Source organism: Cohnella sp. GCM10027633 (assembly GCF_042675445.1).
Taxonomy (GTDB): Bacteria; Bacillota; Bacilli; order Paenibacillales; family Paenibacillaceae; genus Cohnella.
Window position 1 is genome coordinate 1 of sequence record NZ_JBHTGV010000021.1, and the last position, 17,352, is coordinate 17,352.

General features: G+C 57.0%; 17 protein-coding genes, 16 tRNA genes and 1 rRNA gene. 32 read left to right on the forward strand and 2 right to left on the reverse strand.

Going from position 1 to position 17,352, the window contains the following annotated elements; genetic code table 11:
• The first annotated feature begins 8 nt into the window (after positions 1-8).
• The 17 genes from rrf (at position 9) to ACFQZG_RS26445 (ending at position 1,738) form a co-directional block, all read left to right on the forward strand.
• Positions 9-125, forward strand: a 5S ribosomal RNA gene (gene rrf, locus ACFQZG_RS26365).
• 17 nt (positions 126-142) lie between these two features.
• Positions 143-218, forward strand: a tRNA-Asn gene (locus tag ACFQZG_RS26370).
• A gap of 4 nt (positions 219-222) precedes the next feature.
• Positions 223-314: transfer RNA gene (locus ACFQZG_RS26375), tRNA-Ser, on the forward strand.
• Positions 315-355: 41 nt separating this feature from the next.
• Positions 356-430: transfer RNA gene (locus tag ACFQZG_RS26380), tRNA-Glu, on the forward strand.
• 104 nt (positions 431-534) lie between these two features.
• Positions 535-611 (forward strand) — tRNA-Met (locus ACFQZG_RS26385).
• A gap of 32 nt (positions 612-643) precedes the next feature.
• Positions 644-720: transfer RNA gene (locus ACFQZG_RS26390), tRNA-Asp, on the forward strand.
• A 10-nt stretch (positions 721-730) separates the two neighbouring features.
• Positions 731-806 (forward strand) — tRNA-Phe (locus tag ACFQZG_RS26395).
• Between the two features lie 22 nt (positions 807-828).
• A tRNA-Thr gene (locus ACFQZG_RS26400) sits at positions 829-904 on the forward strand.
• A gap of 17 nt (positions 905-921) precedes the next feature.
• A tRNA-Tyr gene (locus tag ACFQZG_RS26405) sits at positions 922-1,005 on the forward strand.
• A 10-nt stretch (positions 1,006-1,015) separates the two neighbouring features.
• Positions 1,016-1,089 (forward strand) — tRNA-Trp (locus tag ACFQZG_RS26410).
• Positions 1,090-1,103: 14 nt separating this feature from the next.
• A tRNA-His gene (locus ACFQZG_RS26415) sits at positions 1,104-1,179 on the forward strand.
• A gap of 13 nt (positions 1,180-1,192) precedes the next feature.
• A tRNA-Gln gene (locus ACFQZG_RS26420) sits at positions 1,193-1,266 on the forward strand.
• 7 nt (positions 1,267-1,273) lie between these two features.
• A tRNA-Gly gene (locus ACFQZG_RS26425) sits at positions 1,274-1,348 on the forward strand.
• A 39-nt stretch (positions 1,349-1,387) separates the two neighbouring features.
• Positions 1,388-1,462, forward strand: a tRNA-Gly gene (locus tag ACFQZG_RS26430).
• 13 nt (positions 1,463-1,475) lie between these two features.
• Positions 1,476-1,549 (forward strand) — tRNA-Cys (locus ACFQZG_RS26435).
• A 14-nt stretch (positions 1,550-1,563) separates the two neighbouring features.
• Positions 1,564-1,640: transfer RNA gene (locus ACFQZG_RS26440), tRNA-Arg, on the forward strand.
• Positions 1,641-1,652: 12 nt separating this feature from the next.
• A tRNA-Leu gene (locus ACFQZG_RS26445) sits at positions 1,653-1,738 on the forward strand.
• 107 nt (positions 1,739-1,845) lie between these two features.
• On the opposite strand, the gene ACFQZG_RS26450 is transcribed toward ACFQZG_RS26445, so the two are convergent.
• Positions 1,846-3,789, reverse strand: a complete 1,944-nt coding sequence (locus ACFQZG_RS26450; RefSeq protein ID WP_378157731.1) for a polysaccharide deacetylase family protein — start codon at positions 3,787-3,789, stop codon at positions 1,846-1,848.
• Positions 3,790-3,917: 128 nt separating this feature from the next.
• Here ACFQZG_RS26450 and ACFQZG_RS26455 point away from each other — a divergent pair, with 128 nt between their 5' ends.
• Both ACFQZG_RS26455 and ACFQZG_RS26460 read left to right on the forward strand, forming a co-directional pair.
• A complete protein-coding gene (locus ACFQZG_RS26455; RefSeq protein WP_378157732.1) occupies positions 3,918-4,403 on the forward strand; it encodes an MEKHLA domain-containing protein in 486 nt (161 codons plus the stop codon).
• 127 nt (positions 4,404-4,530) lie between these two features.
• Positions 4,531-6,114, forward strand: coding sequence for a methyl-accepting chemotaxis protein (locus ACFQZG_RS26460; RefSeq protein ID WP_378157733.1), 1,584 nt, complete (start codon positions 4,531-4,533; stop codon positions 6,112-6,114).
• A 72-nt stretch (positions 6,115-6,186) separates the two neighbouring features.
• Here the strand turns inward: ACFQZG_RS26460 and ACFQZG_RS26465 are convergent, their stop codons facing one another.
• Complete coding sequence (locus ACFQZG_RS26465; RefSeq protein ID WP_378157734.1) at positions 6,187-6,864, reverse strand: C40 family peptidase; 678 nt, start codon at positions 6,862-6,864, stop codon at positions 6,187-6,189.
• Positions 6,865-7,097: 233 nt separating this feature from the next.
• On the opposite strand from ACFQZG_RS26465, the gene ACFQZG_RS26470 reads away from it, so the two are divergent.
• From ACFQZG_RS26470 to ACFQZG_RS26530, 13 genes are all read left to right on the forward strand, one after another.
• A complete protein-coding gene (locus ACFQZG_RS26470) occupies positions 7,098-7,388 on the forward strand; it encodes a LiaF transmembrane domain-containing protein (RefSeq protein ID WP_378157735.1) in 291 nt (96 codons plus the stop codon).
• A gap of 16 nt (positions 7,389-7,404) precedes the next feature.
• A complete protein-coding gene (locus ACFQZG_RS26475; RefSeq protein ID WP_378157736.1) occupies positions 7,405-8,079 on the forward strand; it encodes a PspA/IM30 family protein in 675 nt (224 codons plus the stop codon).
• Positions 8,072-8,584: a PspC domain-containing protein gene (locus ACFQZG_RS26480; protein ID WP_378157737.1), complete on the forward strand. Its 513-nt coding sequence runs from the start codon at positions 8,072-8,074 to the stop codon at positions 8,582-8,584. Before ACFQZG_RS26475 ends, ACFQZG_RS26480 begins: the two co-directional genes overlap by 8 nt.
• 2 nt (positions 8,585-8,586) lie before the next feature.
• Entirely contained in the window at positions 8,587-9,270 is a 684-nt protein-coding gene (locus ACFQZG_RS26485) for a PspA/IM30 family protein (protein WP_378157738.1), read from the forward strand.
• 217 nt (positions 9,271-9,487) lie between these two features.
• Positions 9,488-10,135, forward strand: coding sequence for a cell wall-active antibiotics response protein LiaF (liaF, locus tag ACFQZG_RS26490; RefSeq protein ID WP_378157739.1), 648 nt, complete (start codon positions 9,488-9,490; stop codon positions 10,133-10,135).
• Between the two features lie 22 nt (positions 10,136-10,157).
• Positions 10,158-11,201: a sensor histidine kinase gene (locus tag ACFQZG_RS26495; protein ID WP_378157740.1), complete on the forward strand. Its 1,044-nt coding sequence runs from the start codon at positions 10,158-10,160 to the stop codon at positions 11,199-11,201.
• Between the two features lie 6 nt (positions 11,202-11,207).
• Positions 11,208-11,852, forward strand: coding sequence for a response regulator (locus tag ACFQZG_RS26500; RefSeq protein WP_378157741.1), 645 nt, complete (start codon positions 11,208-11,210; stop codon positions 11,850-11,852).
• Between the two features lie 140 nt (positions 11,853-11,992).
• Entirely contained in the window at positions 11,993-13,552 is a 1,560-nt protein-coding gene (gene zwf, locus ACFQZG_RS26505) for a glucose-6-phosphate dehydrogenase (protein WP_378157742.1), read from the forward strand.
• Positions 13,553-13,564: 12 nt separating this feature from the next.
• Entirely contained in the window at positions 13,565-14,188 is a 624-nt protein-coding gene (locus ACFQZG_RS26510) for a cyclase family protein (protein WP_378157743.1), read from the forward strand.
• Positions 14,189-14,334: 146 nt separating this feature from the next.
• Positions 14,335-15,207, forward strand: coding sequence for an AraC family transcriptional regulator (locus ACFQZG_RS26515; RefSeq protein WP_378157744.1), 873 nt, complete (start codon positions 14,335-14,337; stop codon positions 15,205-15,207).
• Positions 15,208-15,349: 142 nt separating this feature from the next.
• Complete coding sequence (locus tag ACFQZG_RS26520) at positions 15,350-15,973, forward strand: YhbD family protein (protein WP_378157745.1); 624 nt, start codon at positions 15,350-15,352, stop codon at positions 15,971-15,973.
• Positions 15,974-15,987: 14 nt separating this feature from the next.
• Entirely contained in the window at positions 15,988-16,674 is a 687-nt protein-coding gene (locus ACFQZG_RS26525) for a hypothetical protein (protein WP_378157746.1), read from the forward strand.
• Entirely contained in the window at positions 16,667-17,338 is a 672-nt protein-coding gene (locus ACFQZG_RS26530; protein ID WP_378157747.1) for a bactofilin, read from the forward strand. Before ACFQZG_RS26525 ends, ACFQZG_RS26530 begins: the two co-directional genes overlap by 8 nt.
• Positions 17,339-17,352: the final 14 nt, after the last annotated feature.

Genomic DNA, 17,352 nt, shown 5'->3' on the forward strand with positions numbered 1-17,352 from the left:
ACTTCTGGTCTGGTGATGATTGCGGAGGGGTTCCACGCGTACCCATCCCGAACACGACCGTTAAGACCTCCAGCGCCGATGGTACTTGGACCGCAGGGTCCTGGGAGAGTAGGACGTTGCCAGGCTGAAGTCATCCTTACATTCCCTGATAGCTCAGTTGGTAGAGCACTCGACTGTTAATCGAGTTGTCACAGGTTCGAGTCCTGTTCGGGGAGCCATTATGGAGAGGTGTCCGAGTTGGTCGAAGGAGCACGATTGGAAATCGTGTAGGCGCCTAAAGCGTCTCGAGGGTTCGAATCCCTCTCTCTCCGCCATAATGCATTCGTAAATTCGTAAGGCAAGCAGTAGACGGCATGGCCCCTTGGTCAAGCGGTTAAGACACCTCCCTTTCACGGAGGTAACAGGGGTTCGAATCCCCTAGGGGTCACCATCTTCCCTCGATCACGAATTACCATTAATTGAGGGTTGCAAAAGGGTGGCGATATCGGTTATGATATGAAAGTCGCCTTAAGGAAACCGAATACTTAACATCGACGCGGGGTGGAGCAGCCCGGTAGCTCGTCGGGCTCATAACCCGAAGGCCGCAGGTTCAAATCCTGCCCCCGCAACCAATCTTCTCGGATGATGACCGAGGCAACAATGCGGAGCCGTGGTGTAGTGGCCTAACATGCCTGCCTGTCACGCAGGAGACCGCGGGTTCGAATCCCGTCGGCTCCGCCACTTTAATCAAGGCTCGATAGCTCAGCTGGTAGAGCAGAGGACTGAAAATCCTCGTGTCGGCGGTTCGATTCCGTCTCGAGCCACCATCCAAAACTTCATCTACAACATGCCGACTTAGCTCAACTGGTAGAGCAACTGACTTGTAATCAGTAGGTTGGGGGTTCAAGTCCTCTAGTCGGCACCAGCTTTATCTTAAGTCGTGGAGGCTTAGCGAAGTGGCCAAACGCGGCAGACTGTAAATCTGTTCCTCACGGTTCGGTGGTTCAAATCCATCAGCCTCCACCAGCTTTATCTTAGGGGCATAGTTTAAGGGTAGAACAGCGGTCTCCAAAACCGTTAGTGTGGGTTCAATTCCTGCTGCCCCTGCCAACTGAATTTACATGGCGATCGTGGCGAAGTGGTTAACGCATCGGTTTGTGGATCCGACATTCGGGGGTTCAATTCCCCTCGATCGCCCCATTTTTATCTACATAGGGGTTTAGCCAAGCGGTAAGGCAACGGACTTTGACTCCGTCATCCTAGGTTCGAATCCTGGATCCCCTGCCATTTTTATGCGGAAATAGCTCAGTGGTAGAGCATCTCGTTGCCAACGAGAAGGTCGCGGGTTCGAATCCCGTTTTCCGCTCCATCAGAATACCGAATCCAGATCAATGTTACTACACATTGCGCGGAAATAGCTCAGTGGTAGAGCATCTCGTTGCCAACGAGAAGGTCGCGGGTTCGAATCCCGTTTTCCGCTCCACTCGTTTTTACTCGGCGCCATAGCCAAGTGGTAAGGCAGAGCTCTGCAAAAGCTTTACCCCCAGTTCGAGTCTGGGTGGCGCCTCCAATAACTGAATATACGCGCCCTTAGCTCAGCTGGATAGAGCGTTTGACTACGAATCAAAAGGTCAGGAGTTCGAATCTCTTAGGGCGCGCCACTTTTAAATTATGCCGGTGTGGCGGAATGGCAGACGCGACGGACTCAAAATCCGTTTCTTGAGAGGGAGTGGGGGTTCGAGTCCCTTCACCGGCACCATAATTTAAACAGACGACTTCAGGATACTTAACCTGAGGTTTTTTTGTCTTTATAGGGAAAAGCCGATCGGGTACGATACCGATCGGCTTCGTAACGTTATTAAGGGGTTACCATTCGAGATTGATCAGCTTGTTCGTCGCGTTCGTCCCGTTGAACGAACGAAGCGTCGCGCCGGTAACTTGCACATTGGAGAACGAAGTCGAGGCATTAACCGTCAGCGTCAGCGCATGTCTGCGCAGGCCGGCCGGTACCGCCGATAGATCGAGCGTAATCTGCAGCGTATTGCCGGATAGCGATGAGGTAACGGTAACGGCATCCCGTACCTTCAAGTATTCGTACACTTCCTGCAACGGAGCCATCCAGACGCGGTCGGAACCGCCGCTGCCGTACGTATTCGCGACGTATTCCATGAGACCGCGGAAAGCGGCCGGCGTCATGCCCCCGCCCCAGTTCTGAACGGCGATGTCATGGGTGAAATCATTGATCCAATAATGGTTGCCGTTCACGCTGCTAGCCGCGGCCGCATCGATCTTGGCCGTATTCAAAGAAGTAACGGAGTTGCGGTATAGCTTGAACGGTCCGGCAGCAAGCGCCGCATCGACTTTCAGGCCTCCGTTGAATCCGGGCAATTCGTACGCTTGGTCGTAGAGCGCGACGTTGCCGTTATCCAGCGCCGGCTGATAGTAGTTCTTGTCGCCGGTCGGAACGACGAAGTGAGTCATCTCGAATCCGATATTGTTCTGAACGATGGAGGTATTCTGCGTCACTTGGCTGGTATAGGCGGCGGCGGAGCCTAGTCCGGTCGCATGCTGAAAGCTGTGATTCAGAATGTCCCAGCCTGCATCGAACAGTTGCTGCACCTTGGACCAGCTCAAGTAAGCGTCATAGATGGAGGAGTTCGCATTCGCGACGACCGAATTTCCGTTAATCGCTACGCCTGCCTTGAACGCGACGTTATTACCCGCACCATCCGTGTAAAATAAGCCGTTCGACGTCGTTCCGTCCTTGAGCGTGCCGCCATGAAGCAACTTGTACATCATGGAATAGCCGCTCTCGGGCGTATCATCCTGAGTGAAGCTGTAGGCGAAGTCTTTGTTATACTTCAATACGGCTTTGTGCACGGAAGCAGCGCTTGCCGCGCTATCGAACTGTAAAGTCACCGTAGCGGTATCGTCGCCCGTCGCTACCGGTAAGGTGTCCCGACTGGCGACATTGGACAGCGCGGACGTATTCGCGGCTCCGTCGGACGTCTTGAGAGCGAAGTAATACGTCGTCGCGACGCTCAATCCTCCGATCGTCATCGACTGCGCCGAGCCTGCGACTTGAGGGGACGGTTCGCCGATCGCCTGCGTCGCGTTTGCCCAGTTGGCGCCCGTGATCGGCGAAATGCTGTAACGTAAGTCGTAAGCTACAGCCGTGCCGTTCGTGCCGTCGTTACCGGGTGCGGTCCAGGCTAGATCGATCGAATTAAAGGATGAGGAAGTAGCGGCAAGATCAGAGACGGCTGCCGGAGCGGTCGTATCTGCTCCGGCGGAAGGCGTCCCGTATAGGACGATCTCGGACATGTTGGACGTCTTGCTTGCCATCGATAAGCGTACGTACCGTGTCGTAACCGAGACGGCGTGAGGCTTCCACGCGTTATACGAGCCAAGATCGTCGGTGAACAACAACGTCCATGACGTCGACGGGCTGCCGGCGAACACCTTGAAATCGCCGATGTCGTTAACGTCGCGAAGATAGACGTGCGTCAGATCGTAGCTCTGTCCGAGATCGATGTAAGCATAGAGCGGATAACTCGATGCGTTATACCCGCCGAACCAGGATTGATTCGGCGCGCCGCCGGTTCCGCCGAGCGGGTCTCCCGCGGCGGATTGTTCATTGACGAGCAACGTCGGATCGCCGACGCTCGATTCGTTGACGACCATCGACGCGTTCAACGAAATCTTCGTGCCGGCGGCGTTCGCGGCGGGGATTTCCGGTCCGAACAGGCTCCCTAGCCATACCATTGCCGCCATACAGGCGATTAACGCGGAAACCAAAGCTTTTCTCATTATTTCGTGCCTCCTTGTCAGATTGGGCTTGCAGCTATATTCTAATAGGCAGGAAGAAGGCGATTATAGGGCATCCTCTCTGGATTGGTTATCCTTTGTCGCCTTCCTTGCATAAGGAGCGAGATGAGATGGTTCATACTACGGTGGATTTAGCCGACGTAGAGGCGCATGCCAAGTTGTTGATCGACAGTTACGCCCGGTTGACCGGGAAGTCGTTGATCGGCGGGGGAAGAGGCGCGGCTAGTGAGGCCGAAGCGTTATTCGAAGCGCCGTACGCATTGTTATCGCACGGTACGGAAGCCGATCCGATCTTGAACTTCGGCAATCGGCAAGCTTTGACGTTATGGGAGATGGATTGGCCTTCGTTCACGTCGATGCCGTCGAGATTGACCGCGGAGCCTACGCTGAGGGCCGATCGGACGAAGTTGCTGGAGGACGTCAAGCGACAGGGGTACTCCGACGGATATAGGGGGATTCGAATCGCAAGCAGCGGCAAGCGGTTCGAGATTATCGACGCGGTCGTCTGGAACGTCGTCGACGCGGAAGGCGTCTACCGGGGGCAAGCCGCGATGTTTCCGTTATGGGGAGATGCGCGGCAAGCAGACAATTATTAGACAAACTCACAATTATCTCACCGAAAACTAACGGTTTCACCCCTACTTTCATTACATTCTGACGATACCATTGGATCTAACGGTTCATAATCTTAGAATGGGTGTGATTCGGTTGGGGAACATTCGGTTGTCTTATAAATTGTTCGCGTCGTTGGCGATCGCTCTGCTGATGCTTATCGCAACGAACGGAATGGGAATCAGGAATTTGGACAAAATGTCCGGCAATCTCATTCAAACGCTGTACGAGGAAACGTACCGGGGATCGGATTTGCTGCTGAACGCGGACCGGGATATGTATCAGGCGCTTTTGGACGAGCATACGATGAGCGGATCGGAACCGGGGACGGATACGTACGATTCCGCGCTTCGATCGTACGAGGAGAACGTCGCGCAAGTAGCGAAACGGGTAGCGGACGCGAAAAGGATCTTCGAAGGAAACGCGGCGACGTACGATAAAATGAAGCACGAGACGAGCGGTAACGCGTTCTTCGATAGCTTCGCGACGTTCGAGAACAACTTCGGGACGTGGACCGGCGCGGTAAAGGAAATGCAGGACGATACGACTCGCACCGTCGTTGACGAGGCGTCGTTCCAAACGGCCAGAGAAAGCTTGAACGAGCTCGAAGAGATGCTCGTCGTTCACGCGGAGCTGCATATCGAAGAAGCGAAGAAGGACAATCGCAATATGACGTGGGGGCTGGTCATCGCCGTCTTGTTGTCCATCGCAGTCGTCACGAGCTTCGGACAGAGGATATTCCGGTCGATCATACGGACGATCAAGCAGACGGTCCACGTAACGGAGCAAGTGGCGGGAGGCAATCTGCAAGTCGACCCGATCGTCGTCCGCTCGAAGGACGAGCTCGGTCAGCTATCGATGTCCATTAACCGGATGACGGAAAGCCTTAGAGAGATGATCCACCGGATCATGGCATCTTCGACCAGCTTGACGGAAGCGTCTAGACAAATATCGGCCGCCACGGAAGAGATCTCGGACGGCGCTACGAACCAAGCGAGCAATTCGCAGCACGTCATGGAACTGTTCAAGGAGCTGTCGTACGCGATTCAGACGGTAGCGGTCAATGCCGAGAGCACGGCCGAGTTGGCCGAAGAGACGGTTTCGATCGCAGGCGACGGAGCCGACGCGGTTACGGCGTCCAAAGCGGGAATGAACGAAGCGAGCGGCAAGATGAGCCGGTTGAAGGACGATTCCGATCAAATCGGCGTCATCATCGAAGTGATCGACGACATCTCGGAGCAGACGAATTTGCTGGCGCTTAACGCGGCTATCGAAGCGGCGCGCGCCGGGGAGCAGGGAAGAGGCTTCGCGGTCGTCGCGGACGAGGTGCGCAAGCTGGCTGAACGTAGCACCGAGGCGACGAAGCAGATTACCTCGATTATCAAAGGCATGCAGCTAAGCACGGCGGAAAGCGTACAAGCGGTTGCGCGAAGCGTCGCGCAAACGGAAGTGACGGAGCAAGCCTTCCATCGGATTACCGAGCACGTGAACCAATCGTCGCGCAAAGTGATGGAAATCGCCGCGGCTAGCCAAGAACAAGCGGCTCAGACGTCGGAAGTGCTGCAATCGGTGGAGAGCATCGCGGCCGCGAGCGAACAGACGGCGGCGGCATCCGGCCAGACGGCGGAATCGTCGCAATCGCTCGCTTCTTTGGCCGCGGAGTTGAACCGGATGGTTGCCAGCTTTAAGGTATAAGATTGCTATACCCCAAGATATAACAACACCCCCTCCGATTCCTCGAAGGGGGTGTTAGCATTCCAGGTTAAGCTAGAGCGCGCTGCCGCCGAACAGGAAGCGATGCTCCCATGCGGTGCCTTCGAAGCTGTCCGTACGAACGCCGCCGCTATCTTTGGAGTACGTGTGCAGGATTCGGCCGTTGCCCAAGTAGATGCCGACGTGCGTAATGCGTTCGCTGTCCTTGTCGACTTTACGGTAAGCCGACGCTTCGGAACCTTCGTAATTCATGAAGAACATCAAGTCGCCGCGCTTCAGCTTATGCCAGTCCGTCTGCACGGTGTCCGCGGCGTGTTCCTTCACGTACGCGCCTTGCTTGCGCGAGTCGGAAGGAAGCGTTACGTTCAGCGTTTCGTCGAATATCCACTTCATGAAGTCCGAGCAGTCGAACGTCGTTTTGGTGCTGCGGTTCGAACCGAACTCGTACGGCACTCCGATATACTTCATCCCGTCCGCGATCACCTTCTCGACTTCAGCGGAACCTTTAACGGGTTCGGAAGCGTCATTGCCGTTGTCGTTATCTATATTATTAGAAGGAGCATCGTATGCGGGGGCGTCGCTGCCTCCCCAATAAGAATCCCAGTTCCACCAGTTCGCATTATAGGAAGCATTGCCGTTAGCCGATGAAGCAGCCGATACCGACATCGGAACGGCGGCCAGTCCGCTAGTCAATACGCCGACAGCAAGCAAACCCAGCAGTTGTTTTCTCAAGTTGCCTCACCTCCGGTTAATGTGCTCCCTAAGGCTAACATAGGAAGAAGGTCGAACAAACCCACAATTGTTGCCAAGGGCGCTTAACCTTAGGTCTGACAAGGGAAAGTCTTAAGGCGGTATCGTTGCCCGACTACAGTCTAGGATCAAAAACATACGCGAGTCCGTTATGTTAAAGGGCGCGGAAGCTTACAATGAATTCATAAAGCAAAGGAAACGAGGTGAAGCAAACGATGCGAAGCGGTAACGGACTTGCGATGCTCCTGATCGGATTCGGCGGACTCATCATTCTAAGCAAGTTGGGCTTCGGCTTAGGATTCTTGTTCGGACTGCTCATTCCGATTCTCGTCATCGGACTCGGCGTCATGGCATGGAATAACGGCAGCCGGCTTCTCGGCGGCGTCCTGGGGTTCATTGGGGTCATTATGCTGCTCGGCCAGCTGTCCCACTTGTTCGTCTGGGTAGCGGCAATCGCGCTGGTAGCGTTCGGCGTGACGATGCTGAGAAGAAATTCGAGGGCATAGGAGGGAGACATAGGAAATGAGCGTTATGAGAAGAGTCCGCGACATTACGGCGGCGAATCTGCACGAGCGATTGGAGCAATCCGAGGACCCGGTGCGCGTCATCGATCAGTTCCTCTGGTCGACGCACCAGGAAATTACGCAGAGCGAAGCGCTTCATCGCCAGTACGCCGTTCATACGGAGCACCTGTACAGGCAATGGAAGGACGCGGAGCAGTGGACCAACAAGAGGGACGCGCAAGCGGTCGCCGCGCTGAAGGCCGGCGAAGAAGACGCCGCAAGGCTCGCGTTGCACGACAAGGTCATGCACGAGACGCAAGCGGACAATTACCGCGGATTGTACGAGCAAAGCAAGCACGAGCTCGCGGAGCTGGAACGGATGATCCAGGAGCTTCGCTCCGAGTATCGCACTGTATACGAACGTCGTCAGTTCTACGTCGCCAGAATGGAATCGCTCCGATTGCAGCAAAGATTGAACGCCAGATTCGGCAACGGAGGCGTGGATACGTCGGGCATGTTCCGAACGATCGACGACCGGTTGACGGATATCGAAGTAGAAACCCGCAGCCTGCTCGAGTTGCGCCGGTCGGGTCAAGAATCCGCTTACGGCAACGCGCTCGCCCAGCATGCGATCGATCAGGAGCTGGAATCGATGAAGCGCAGACTGCAACAAGGAGGCTCAAGAGATGCGTAAGCTATATCGTTCGAATCGGGATAAAAAAATATTCGGGATTTGCGGCGGTCTCGGGGAGTACTTAAACGTCGATACGACGTTGCTGCGAGTCCTGCTGATCATCGTCGCGGTGTTCTCCGCGGGCTCCGTCGTGCTGGTCTACATCATTGCCGGTTTCGTCATTCCGCGGGATCCGAATAACGGCGGATACGGCGCCGCGCCTCCTCCTTACGGATGGGGCGGTCGGGAACAACCGCAATACGGCTCTCCGAATTGGACGCCGCATCAAGGGCAAGGAGGTACGCCATGGGGCGCTCCGCCTCAGCCCCCGCGCCCTCCTGCGCCGGACTTCGGCAAGCCGCCGGCTTATGCGCCGGCGCCTACGCCGCCTCCGTCCGCCGGTCGTCCCGCTTCGGCGGGCATCGACCAGATGATGGAGGATATCGAGAAGAAGGCGTTGCGCAAGGAAATCGAAGAACTGAAAGCCAAGATCGACAAAATCGAGCAGCAGACGAAAGGAGAATAACAATGGGCGTATTTCAACGAATGAAGGATTTAACGAAGGCTTCCATGCATGATTGGCTGGACAAATTAGAGGATCCGATCGTCATGATCAATCAGTACATCCGCGACATGGAGAAGGAAATTCACGAGGCGGAAGTGACGGTCGCCAAGCAAATGACCGCCGAGCGCCGAATGAAGCAACGGCTCGAAGAATCGATCCGTCTGAGCGCGGAGCGCGAAGGACAAGCGGAGCTGGCGCTTCGCGGCGGCAACGAGGAATTGGCTCGCAAGCTGCTCGAGGATAAAGTGCAATTCGGCCGCCAAGCGGAGGAATTGTCGGGCTTGCACGGCCAAGCCTACGCGCAAGTCGCAGAGCTTACCGCGCAGCTGCACGAGATGAAAGAGGAATACTACAAGCTGCGCAACAAGCGCAACGAATTGTCGGCGCGCGCCCAAATGGCCAAAGCCCGCAAACAAATGGCGCAAGTGAGCGCGCTGCACACGATCGAGAGCGGCAACGCGTCCCGCGGGTTCCACCGCATGGAAGAGAAGATCATGCAGCTCGAAGCCGAAGCGGACGTCGCCAGGCTGCCGAACGGCGCCTTCGGCGGAGCGCCGGCTCATCTCGATCCGGAGAAGAGCTTCCGCGTGGAGCAAGAGCTCGCCGAGCTGAAGAACCGAATCGCTCCGAACGCCGGCGGACAATAAACGAGCATTCTCGCGCTTGCCAAGATATGCTATGATGTCAAAGTGCGCGAGCGAACCATACGCCATAACGGAGATTATCCGTTATGGCTTTCGTTACGAGATCATCGAGATTCGCAAGGGCGAGTTCGTTCGAGCCCGACGAAGATCCTAATGTATCAAGGGTGAGTTCGTTCGAGCCCGACGAAGATCCTAATGTATCAAGGAGGTGTAACCCGTCATGAGATTGCCGATGCCCAAGACCGCCATGATCGTCATCGCAGCAGGAATCTATCTTGCGCTAGGCGCTATCGCGGGTTACGCGACGGTCAACGCGATCGTGCTGCTCTGGCTTGGCATCGACCGATACCGGTGGGACCGGTCTCGGTTGTCGTTCGTGCTGATCGCGATCAGCATCCTCGTCCTGATCGTCAACCAGCTCGCGATCTTCGCGATCTTCATCCTGATCTCGCTCGGCATCTTCTATATGCGGGCGAAGCCTCCGGCCGCCGGGGGAACGTACGTGAGCAAGCATCAGTTGCTGCTCAGCATGCGCTTGGACGAGAGCTCTTGGGTATTGCACGCGATGAGCTTCTGGCACGCGATCGGAGAAGTCCGCATGGACATGTCGCTCGCCGTGCCCGAGGATAAGCAGCTTACGATCGTGCTGCAAGGGCTCGTCGGCAACGTCGACTTGATCGTGCCAGACGATTACGGGCTCGAAGTGGAGGCCGCGGTGCTCGTCGGGCAAATCTCGTTCGGAGAGACGAAGGAAGGCGGCATGTTCCAACGCTTGTCGTGGCGTTCGCCGGATTTCGAGAATCGCGAGACGCAGTTGAAACTACAGTTATTTTATCTCGTAGGAGATATCAAAATAAGAACGATTTAACCGATCGGCGAGGGGGAGCGGCATGGAGTCTCGAAAGTTCACGAATATGGTGTGGCGCCATATGGGCGAGGCGGTCCTCTACTCCCTGGGCATCGGCGTGCTGGTCGTCTATCTGCTGCAGGCGCAAGGGATGGCTGCGCCGTTCCGAGACTGGTCTTCGGTCGTCAAGTTCGCCGCGTATGCGGTCGGAGTGCTGATCGTCGCCGGCGCTGCGTTCGGATTCCTCCGGAGCTATCCGATTCGCAGCCGGCTGGAGCTGCTCGGAGACGCGATGTCTTCGCTGGAGAAGGGCAATCCTAGCCCGCCGTTGCCGGGACTGGGCCACGACGAGATCGGAAGGCTCGGCGATCAGCTCGGCAGGCTCGGACGCAAGTGGGAAGAACAAGTGACGTCGTTGCAGCGCTTGTCGACGAACAACGCGGAGCTGGCTTCGAAGGCGCGCATGAGCGCGGTCGTCGAAGAGCGGCAGCGGCTCGCGCGCGAATTGCACGACGCGGTCAGCCAGCAGCTGTTCGCGATCTCGATGACGGCGACTGCCGTAGGGCGCACGCTCGATCAAGACTTCGAGCGGGCCAGAAGGCAAGTGGAGCTGATCGAGGAGATGGCGGCAGCCGCGCAATCGGAGATGAGGGCGCTGCTGCTGCACTTGCGCCCGGTACACCTTGAAGGCAAGCGTCTCGTCGAGGCGATTCCCGAGCTCGTCGAGGAGATGCGCGCGAAGATCGCGGTGGATATCGCGCTCGAGATGGAGCAGGACCTGTACTTGAACAAAGGCATGGAGAACCATCTGTTCCGCATCGTGCAGGAAGCGTTGTCCAACACGCTGCGCCATGCGAAGGCGACGAAGATGGACATCGTGCTGCAGCGGCGCGGCGATTCGGTACGGCTCGGCATCCGGGACAACGGCATCGGCTTCGATCCGCACACGAAGAAGCACGCGTCCTACGGGATGGTTAATATGGAAGAGCGGGTGAACGAGATCGGCGGCTCGCTCAATATCGCCAGCGCGCCGGGCAAAGGCACGCGAATCGAAATCAGGGTACCCATCATGGGAGAAGGCGGTTAAGCGGACATGGCAGACATTCGCGTATTGTTGGTCGACGACCATGAGATGGTGCGTATCGGACTCGCGGCCGTGCTCGGCACGGAGCAAGGCATCGAAGTCGTCGGAGAAGCGGGCAACGGAATGGACGGATTGCGTCTGGCGCGTGAATACAAGCCGGACGTCGTATTAATGGATCTGGTCATGGAGCCGATGGACGGCATCGAGACGACGCGCCGGCTGATGGAAGAGCATCCGGGCTGCCGCGTCATCGTGCTGACGAGCTTCTTGGACGACGAGAAGCTGTATCCGGTCATCGAGGCGGGCGCGTTCAGCTATCTGTTGAAGACGTCGCGGGCTTCCGAGATCGCTGACGCGATCCGCGCCGCGGCTCGCGGGCAGTCGGTGCTCGAATCGCAGGTCGCTTCGAAGATGATGAACCGGTTCCGTCGTCCGGCGCAAGCGGCGGCGCAGCCGCACGAGGATCTGACCGATCGGGAAATGGAAGTGTTGAAGTTGATCGCGCAGGGGAAGTCTAATCAGGAGATCGCCGACGAGCTGTTCATCGGCATTAAGACGGTCAAGTATCATCTGACGAATCTGTTCGGCAAGCTCGGCGTGGAAGACCGGACGCAAGCGGCGATCTACGCGCATCGCAACGGTATCGCGGAATAAGGACGACCAGGCGAGGGACGGATGCCTAACTTGGCAATAGTAGGTTAAAAACATAGCGCAATTCCGGCATATATGCTACAATACATGAGATTTAGTGTACTTTGTTTACTCCTATCCTTAGATCCCGTGAGAGAAGAAAGATGAGGAATATGACAAACAACAACTATGAATCCGTCTCCGCCCATGAAGCGGTCTATTTCATTTTTGGCGCTACGGGAGATTTAGCCCGCCGGAAGCTATTCCCCGCGCTGTACAGCCTGTATCGCGAAGGCAAGCTCGGAGAGCGGTTCGCGATCGTCGGACTTGCCCGCCGCCCGCGAACGAACGATCAATTCCGCGACGACGTTCACGAAGCGATCAAGGAATTTTGCCGGTACAAGACGAGCGATACGGAGTCCTGGAACGCCTTCGTCGAGCACTTTACATACCAATCGCTCGACATCAACAACGTGGAAGGCTTCCGTCAGTTGAAGGCGCACACGGAAGAGCTGGAAGGCAAGTACGCCATTCCGGGCAACCGGCTGTTCTACCTGGCGCTGGCGCCGGAGCTGTTCGGCCACGTATCCCGCAGCCTTCGGGACGGCGGCATGCTCGAATCCGACGGCTGGAGACGGCTCGTCATCGAGAAGCCGTTCGGCTACGACTACCCGTCCGCCGAGAAGCTTAACGCGGAGATCAGCGAAGTGTTCCGCGAAGACGAAGTGTACCGGATCGACCATTATCTGGGCAAGGAAATGGTTCAGAACATCGAGGTCATTCGTTTCGCGAACGCGTTCTTCGAGCCGTTGTGGAACAAGAATCACATCGCCAACGTGCAAATTACGCTAGCGGAGACCGTAGGGGTCGAGGACCGCGGCGCTTATTACAATAAATCCGGCGCCCTGCGCGACATGGTTCAGAACCATCTCATGCAGATGTTGACGATGGTCGCCATGGAGCCGCCTAGCCGTCTCGACGCGGAAGATATCCGCGACGAGAAGGTGAAGGTGCTTCGTTCGATCCGCAAGCTGAAGACGCGCGACGAAGTCGTCGGAAGCGTCATCCGCGGTCAATACGCTACGGGTTCGTCGAAGGGCAAGGAGCTTAAGGGTTACCGCGACGAAGAATCGGTCGATTCGGCATCCACGACGGAGACGTTCTTCGCCGCGAAGCTGTTCGTCGATAACTTCCGTTGGGCGGGCGTGCCGTTCTACGTGCGCACGGGCAAGCGCCTGCCGGTGAAGTCGACCGAGATCGTCATCGAATTCAAGAACGTGCCGAACAACGTCTTGTTCGCGAACAAGCAGAACGTGCTTCCGAACCTGCTCGTCATTCGCGTCAATCCGATGGAAGGCATCTACATTAAGCTGAACGCCAAGAAGCCGGGCAACGACATGTCGATCCAGACGGTCGCGACGGAATATTGCCAAAGCTGTCTGACCGGCATCAATACGCCGGAAGCGTACGAGCGCCTCATCTTCGACGCGGCGCGCGGCGACTCCACGTACTTCACCCGCTGGGACGAGCTCGCGATCGCTTGGAAGCTGGTCGATCCGATCGCGGCCGCGTGGAAGGAAGACGCCGGCGACTTGCAATTCTACCCTGCGGGTTCATGGGGGCCGGAGCAAGTCGATAGCATGCTGTCCGAGAACGGCCATCATTGGTGGCCCGTCAACGGGCAAGACGAAGACAACGTCATCTGGATTTCGAACAGCAAGTAAGGAGGTTAACCGATGCCCCGCATAATCGATATTAGCATGACGATCGAAGAGAGCATGCAAGTGTGGAAAAGCTACGAGGCGAAGAAGCCGAAAATCTCGAACGTGCAAAACCACGATCAAGGCAAGCCTCACGAAAGCTTGCTGACGATGAACGTGCATACCGGCACCCACGTCGACGCGCCGCTGCATATGATCGCGGGCGGAGAGACGATCGAGACGATCTCCCTTGACCGCTTGGTCGGACCTGCGCGCGTGCTTGATCTGACGCACGTGAAAGGCTCCATCACGAAGGAAGATCTTCTTCCCTACGCCATTCAACGCGGCGAACGTCTGCTCTTCAAGACGTCGAGCTCGCTTACCGAACAATTCGACCTTGAATTCCCGTTCCTGCGGGAAGACGGCGCGAAGTACTTGGCGGACGTCGGCGTGGGCTTGGTCGCTACCGACGCGCTCGGCATCGAACGCGCGCAGCCCGATTACGCGACGCACCGCACGCTCATGAGCCATGACATCATTATCGTCGAAGGCTTGCGTCTGAAGCATGTCGATGCGGGCAACTATTCGCTCGTCATCGCACCGCTCAAGATGACGGGAATCGACGCTGCGCCTGCTCGCGCGTTCTTGCTCGCCGATTAAGCGACGTTCAACGGACCCTTCCGGGGGTCCGTTTTTGCGTTATGCGATCGCGATACGAGGAGCATGCCTGCATAACGGTGCGCCGATTGTCGGATGGGCGACGGCGATACCTGTTACGATCGTAAGTGAAGGGAGGTCGAATCGACATGGATTCGCTGAAGCGAATGAACGAGGCGTTGCGATATATCGAGAACCGCCTCGAGGACGAGATCGACATGAACGAAGTCGCGAGGCTGGCTTGCTGTTCGGAGTACCATTTCTCCAGGATGTTCTCCTTCCTGGCCGGCGTGCCGCTCTCCGAATACGTCAGGCGGAGAAGGCTGACGTTGGCCGCGTTCGAGCTGCAGGAGCGGGGCGCCAAAGTCATCGACACGGCGGTCAAATTCGGTTACGCGTCGCCGGACGCGTTCGGGAGAGCGTTCCAGCAGTTACACGGCGTTACGCCTTCCGAAGCGCGAGTGCCCGGCCGTTCGCTGAAGTCGTATCCGCCGATGACCTTCCAGTTAACCGTTAAGGGAGGACATGCCATGAATTATCGCATCGTAGAGAAGGAAGAGTTCCGAATCGTCGGTCTAGGCAAAAGAGTGCCGATCGTCTTCAACGGGGTCAATCCGGACATCGCCGCCATGTGGGCAAGCTTGGACATGGAGACGATCGGGACGCTGAAGGGACTGTCCAACGTCGAGCCCCAAGGGTTGCTAAGCGCGTCCGTGAACTTCTCCGAAGGCAGGATGGAGGAACAAGGCGAGCTGGATCATTATATCGGCGTCGCGACGACGGCCGAAGCTCCGGAGCGCTTCGCGAAGCTGGATGTCGCCTCGTCGACTTGGGCCGTGTTCGAGGCGGTAGGGCCTTTCCCGGAGACGCTCCAGAACGTGTGGGGCCGGATCTACTCGGAATGGTTCCCATCCGCGGGCTACGAGCTAGCCCCGGGGCCGGAGATGCTCTGGAACGAGAGCAAGGATACGTCGTTGCCGAATTACCGGAGCGAGATCTGGATTCCGGTGAAGCGTAAGTAAGGCAAGGAAAGACAAGAATCCCAAGCCGACTGATGCGGCTTGGGATTCTTATATAGTCGCGAGCCGTTCTCTTGAACCGCACATTTACGCCTTTACAACGTAACAGTGTTATGTTACATTAAACGCATGGAGGAGATGAATAATGGAGCGAGATCTCATCTCGAAGAAGGAATTGCTGGATTCGACGGGCATTTCCTATGGCCAGCTCTATCGCTGGAAACGGAAGCAGCTTATCCCCGAGGATTGGTTTATACGCAAGTCGACGTTCACCGGGCAAGAGACGTTCTTCCCGAAAGACTTGATATTGGCGCGTATCGACAAGATCGTCAACATGAAGGACGATCTGTCGCTCGATCAGGTGGCCGATAAGCTATCGCCGATGTTGCTCGATTACGAATTGCGTAAGAGTGCGTTCGAAGAACGTAACATTGTTTCGAAAGTGGTCATAGAGCAGTTCGCGGGCAAAGACCCCGAATATACCGTATACACGTTCGAAATGCTCCTCTGCTTCTACGTCGTCGACAGGTTGCTGCAGACGGGCGAGATGACGATGGAAGAGGGCGAGCGGTTGCTTGCCGTCTTGAAGGAGCATTTGCCGAAATTCGAGGGCAAGCCGTGCGACTTGGCGTTCGTTCGCAAAATGGGCGTATCGACGTTCTTGCTCGTGTCCGCGGATAGCGAGCTTTACTTCGAGGGCGGAGTCAAAGTCGTAGCCAAACTGAGCTTGACGGAGCTCATCGAACAGCTGCGGGGCAGGCTGATATGAAGGAGGAGTCGACATTGAATAACCGGGAATTGCCCGATCTCATTCTGAAGGGCGTAAGCGACGCGGGCGGCGGCGCGTACGGAGTCGTCAAGATCGAAGGAATGGCCAAGGTGCACGGAGACGTGAGCGCGGTAACGTTCACGGCGGATGGTCATCTTCGCGTCAATGGCGGCGTCACTGCGGAACGATTCGAGCTGAACGGCAAGATGACGGCGGCTGGCGCGTTGAGAGGCGGGCATTTGAGGTTTAACGGCCATACGACCGTGAAGGGCTCCGTATCCGGAGAGCATCTGTCCCTGAACGGCTTGCTGAGCGCGAGCGGGGATTGCGAGTGCGAATTGTTCGAAGGCGAAGGCGGCTTCGAGGTCGGCGGACTGCTGAGCGCGGGTACGTTGAACGTCAAGCTGCACGGGCGGGGCGCCGCGCGAGAGATCGGCGTGGAGACGATCGTCGTGCGCCAAGCGGGCAAGAGCGCTTGGAACAAGCTGTGGAAATGGTTGTTCCCGAAGTTCTCTCCGGAGCTTCGCGCGGACACGATCGAAGGAGACAATATCGACGTGGAGCATACGATCGCGGACGTCATTCGGGGCAGCCGGGTTTCCATCGGCAAAGGCTGCGTCGTCGGAAGAGTGGAGTACAAGGGCGACCTTCGGGCGCATCCTAGCGCGGTAATCAAGGAGAGGGTGAAGACGGATGAATGAGCTGCGGTTGCCGGATTTAAAAATCATGGGCGAATCGACTTCGAACGGCGGACGATTCCGCAACGTTCGCATTACGGGCGAATGCGTCTTTCATGGCGACGTCGACTGTACGAAGCTGGCATGCACGGGTAACGCGACCGTGCAAGGCAACCTAAGAGCGGAAGAGCTTAAGCTGACCGGTCGATGCGATCTAGGATCTATTGACGCTGGTATCGTTACTGGCCGGGGAGAACTGGCAGTATCGTCCCGCCTGCGCGGAGAACATATTAAGTTCACGGGCCATATCGAAGTCGACGGAGATTGCGAAGCAGGCGCGCTCGAAGTCGGCGGCGCGTTCACCGTGAACGGACTGGCGAGCGCCGAGCGACTCGAGCTGCGCATGTACGGACCGTGCCGGGCGAAGGAAATCGGCGGCGGAACGATTACCGTCAAGAGAAGCAGGGCGTCGACGCTCGTCCATCTGTTCTCTCCGGATTCGGCGGGCGACTTGACGGCGGATTCGATCGAAGGCGACGAAGTGTCGCTGCAGCATACGAAAGCCGGCATCGTGCGCGGCAATCGCGTGACGATCGGCCCGGGCTGCGAGATCGGCCGCGTGGAATACGCGAAGACGTTGGACATTCATAAGAACGCGAAAGTCGGCGAAGTCATTCGCCAGGCCTAGCAGAGGAGAGACTC

What these genes read in the sequence shown, in the direction of transcription:
- ACFQZG_RS26450 (WP_378157731.1), bottom strand. Translation starts at nt 3,789, where the DNA reads ATGAGAAAAGCTTTGGTTTCCGCGTTAATCGCCTGTATGGCGGCAATG.
- ACFQZG_RS26455 (WP_378157732.1), top strand. Translation starts at nt 3,918, where the DNA reads ATGGTTCATACTACGGTGGATTTAGCCGACGTAGAGGCGCATGCCAAG.
- ACFQZG_RS26470 (WP_378157735.1), top strand. Translation starts at nt 7,098, where the DNA reads ATGCGAAGCGGTAACGGACTTGCGATGCTCCTGATCGGATTCGGCGGA.
- ACFQZG_RS26475 (WP_378157736.1), top strand. Translation starts at nt 7,405, where the DNA reads ATGAGCGTTATGAGAAGAGTCCGCGACATTACGGCGGCGAATCTGCAC.
- ACFQZG_RS26480 (WP_378157737.1), top strand. Translation starts at nt 8,072, where the DNA reads ATGCGTAAGCTATATCGTTCGAATCGGGATAAAAAAATATTCGGGATT.
- ACFQZG_RS26485 (WP_378157738.1), top strand. Translation starts at nt 8,587, where the DNA reads ATGGGCGTATTTCAACGAATGAAGGATTTAACGAAGGCTTCCATGCAT.
- liaF (WP_378157739.1), top strand. Translation starts at nt 9,488, where the DNA reads ATGAGATTGCCGATGCCCAAGACCGCCATGATCGTCATCGCAGCAGGA.
- ACFQZG_RS26495 (WP_378157740.1), top strand. Translation starts at nt 10,158, where the DNA reads ATGGAGTCTCGAAAGTTCACGAATATGGTGTGGCGCCATATGGGCGAG.
- ACFQZG_RS26500 (WP_378157741.1), top strand. Translation starts at nt 11,208, where the DNA reads ATGGCAGACATTCGCGTATTGTTGGTCGACGACCATGAGATGGTGCGT.
- zwf (WP_378157742.1), top strand. Translation starts at nt 11,993, where the DNA reads ATGAGGAATATGACAAACAACAACTATGAATCCGTCTCCGCCCATGAA.
- ACFQZG_RS26510 (WP_378157743.1), top strand. Translation starts at nt 13,565, where the DNA reads ATGCCCCGCATAATCGATATTAGCATGACGATCGAAGAGAGCATGCAA.
- ACFQZG_RS26515 (WP_378157744.1), top strand. Translation starts at nt 14,335, where the DNA reads ATGGATTCGCTGAAGCGAATGAACGAGGCGTTGCGATATATCGAGAAC.
- ACFQZG_RS26520 (WP_378157745.1), top strand. Translation starts at nt 15,350, where the DNA reads ATGGAGCGAGATCTCATCTCGAAGAAGGAATTGCTGGATTCGACGGGC.
- ACFQZG_RS26530 (WP_378157747.1), top strand. Translation starts at nt 16,667, where the DNA reads ATGAATGAGCTGCGGTTGCCGGATTTAAAAATCATGGGCGAATCGACT.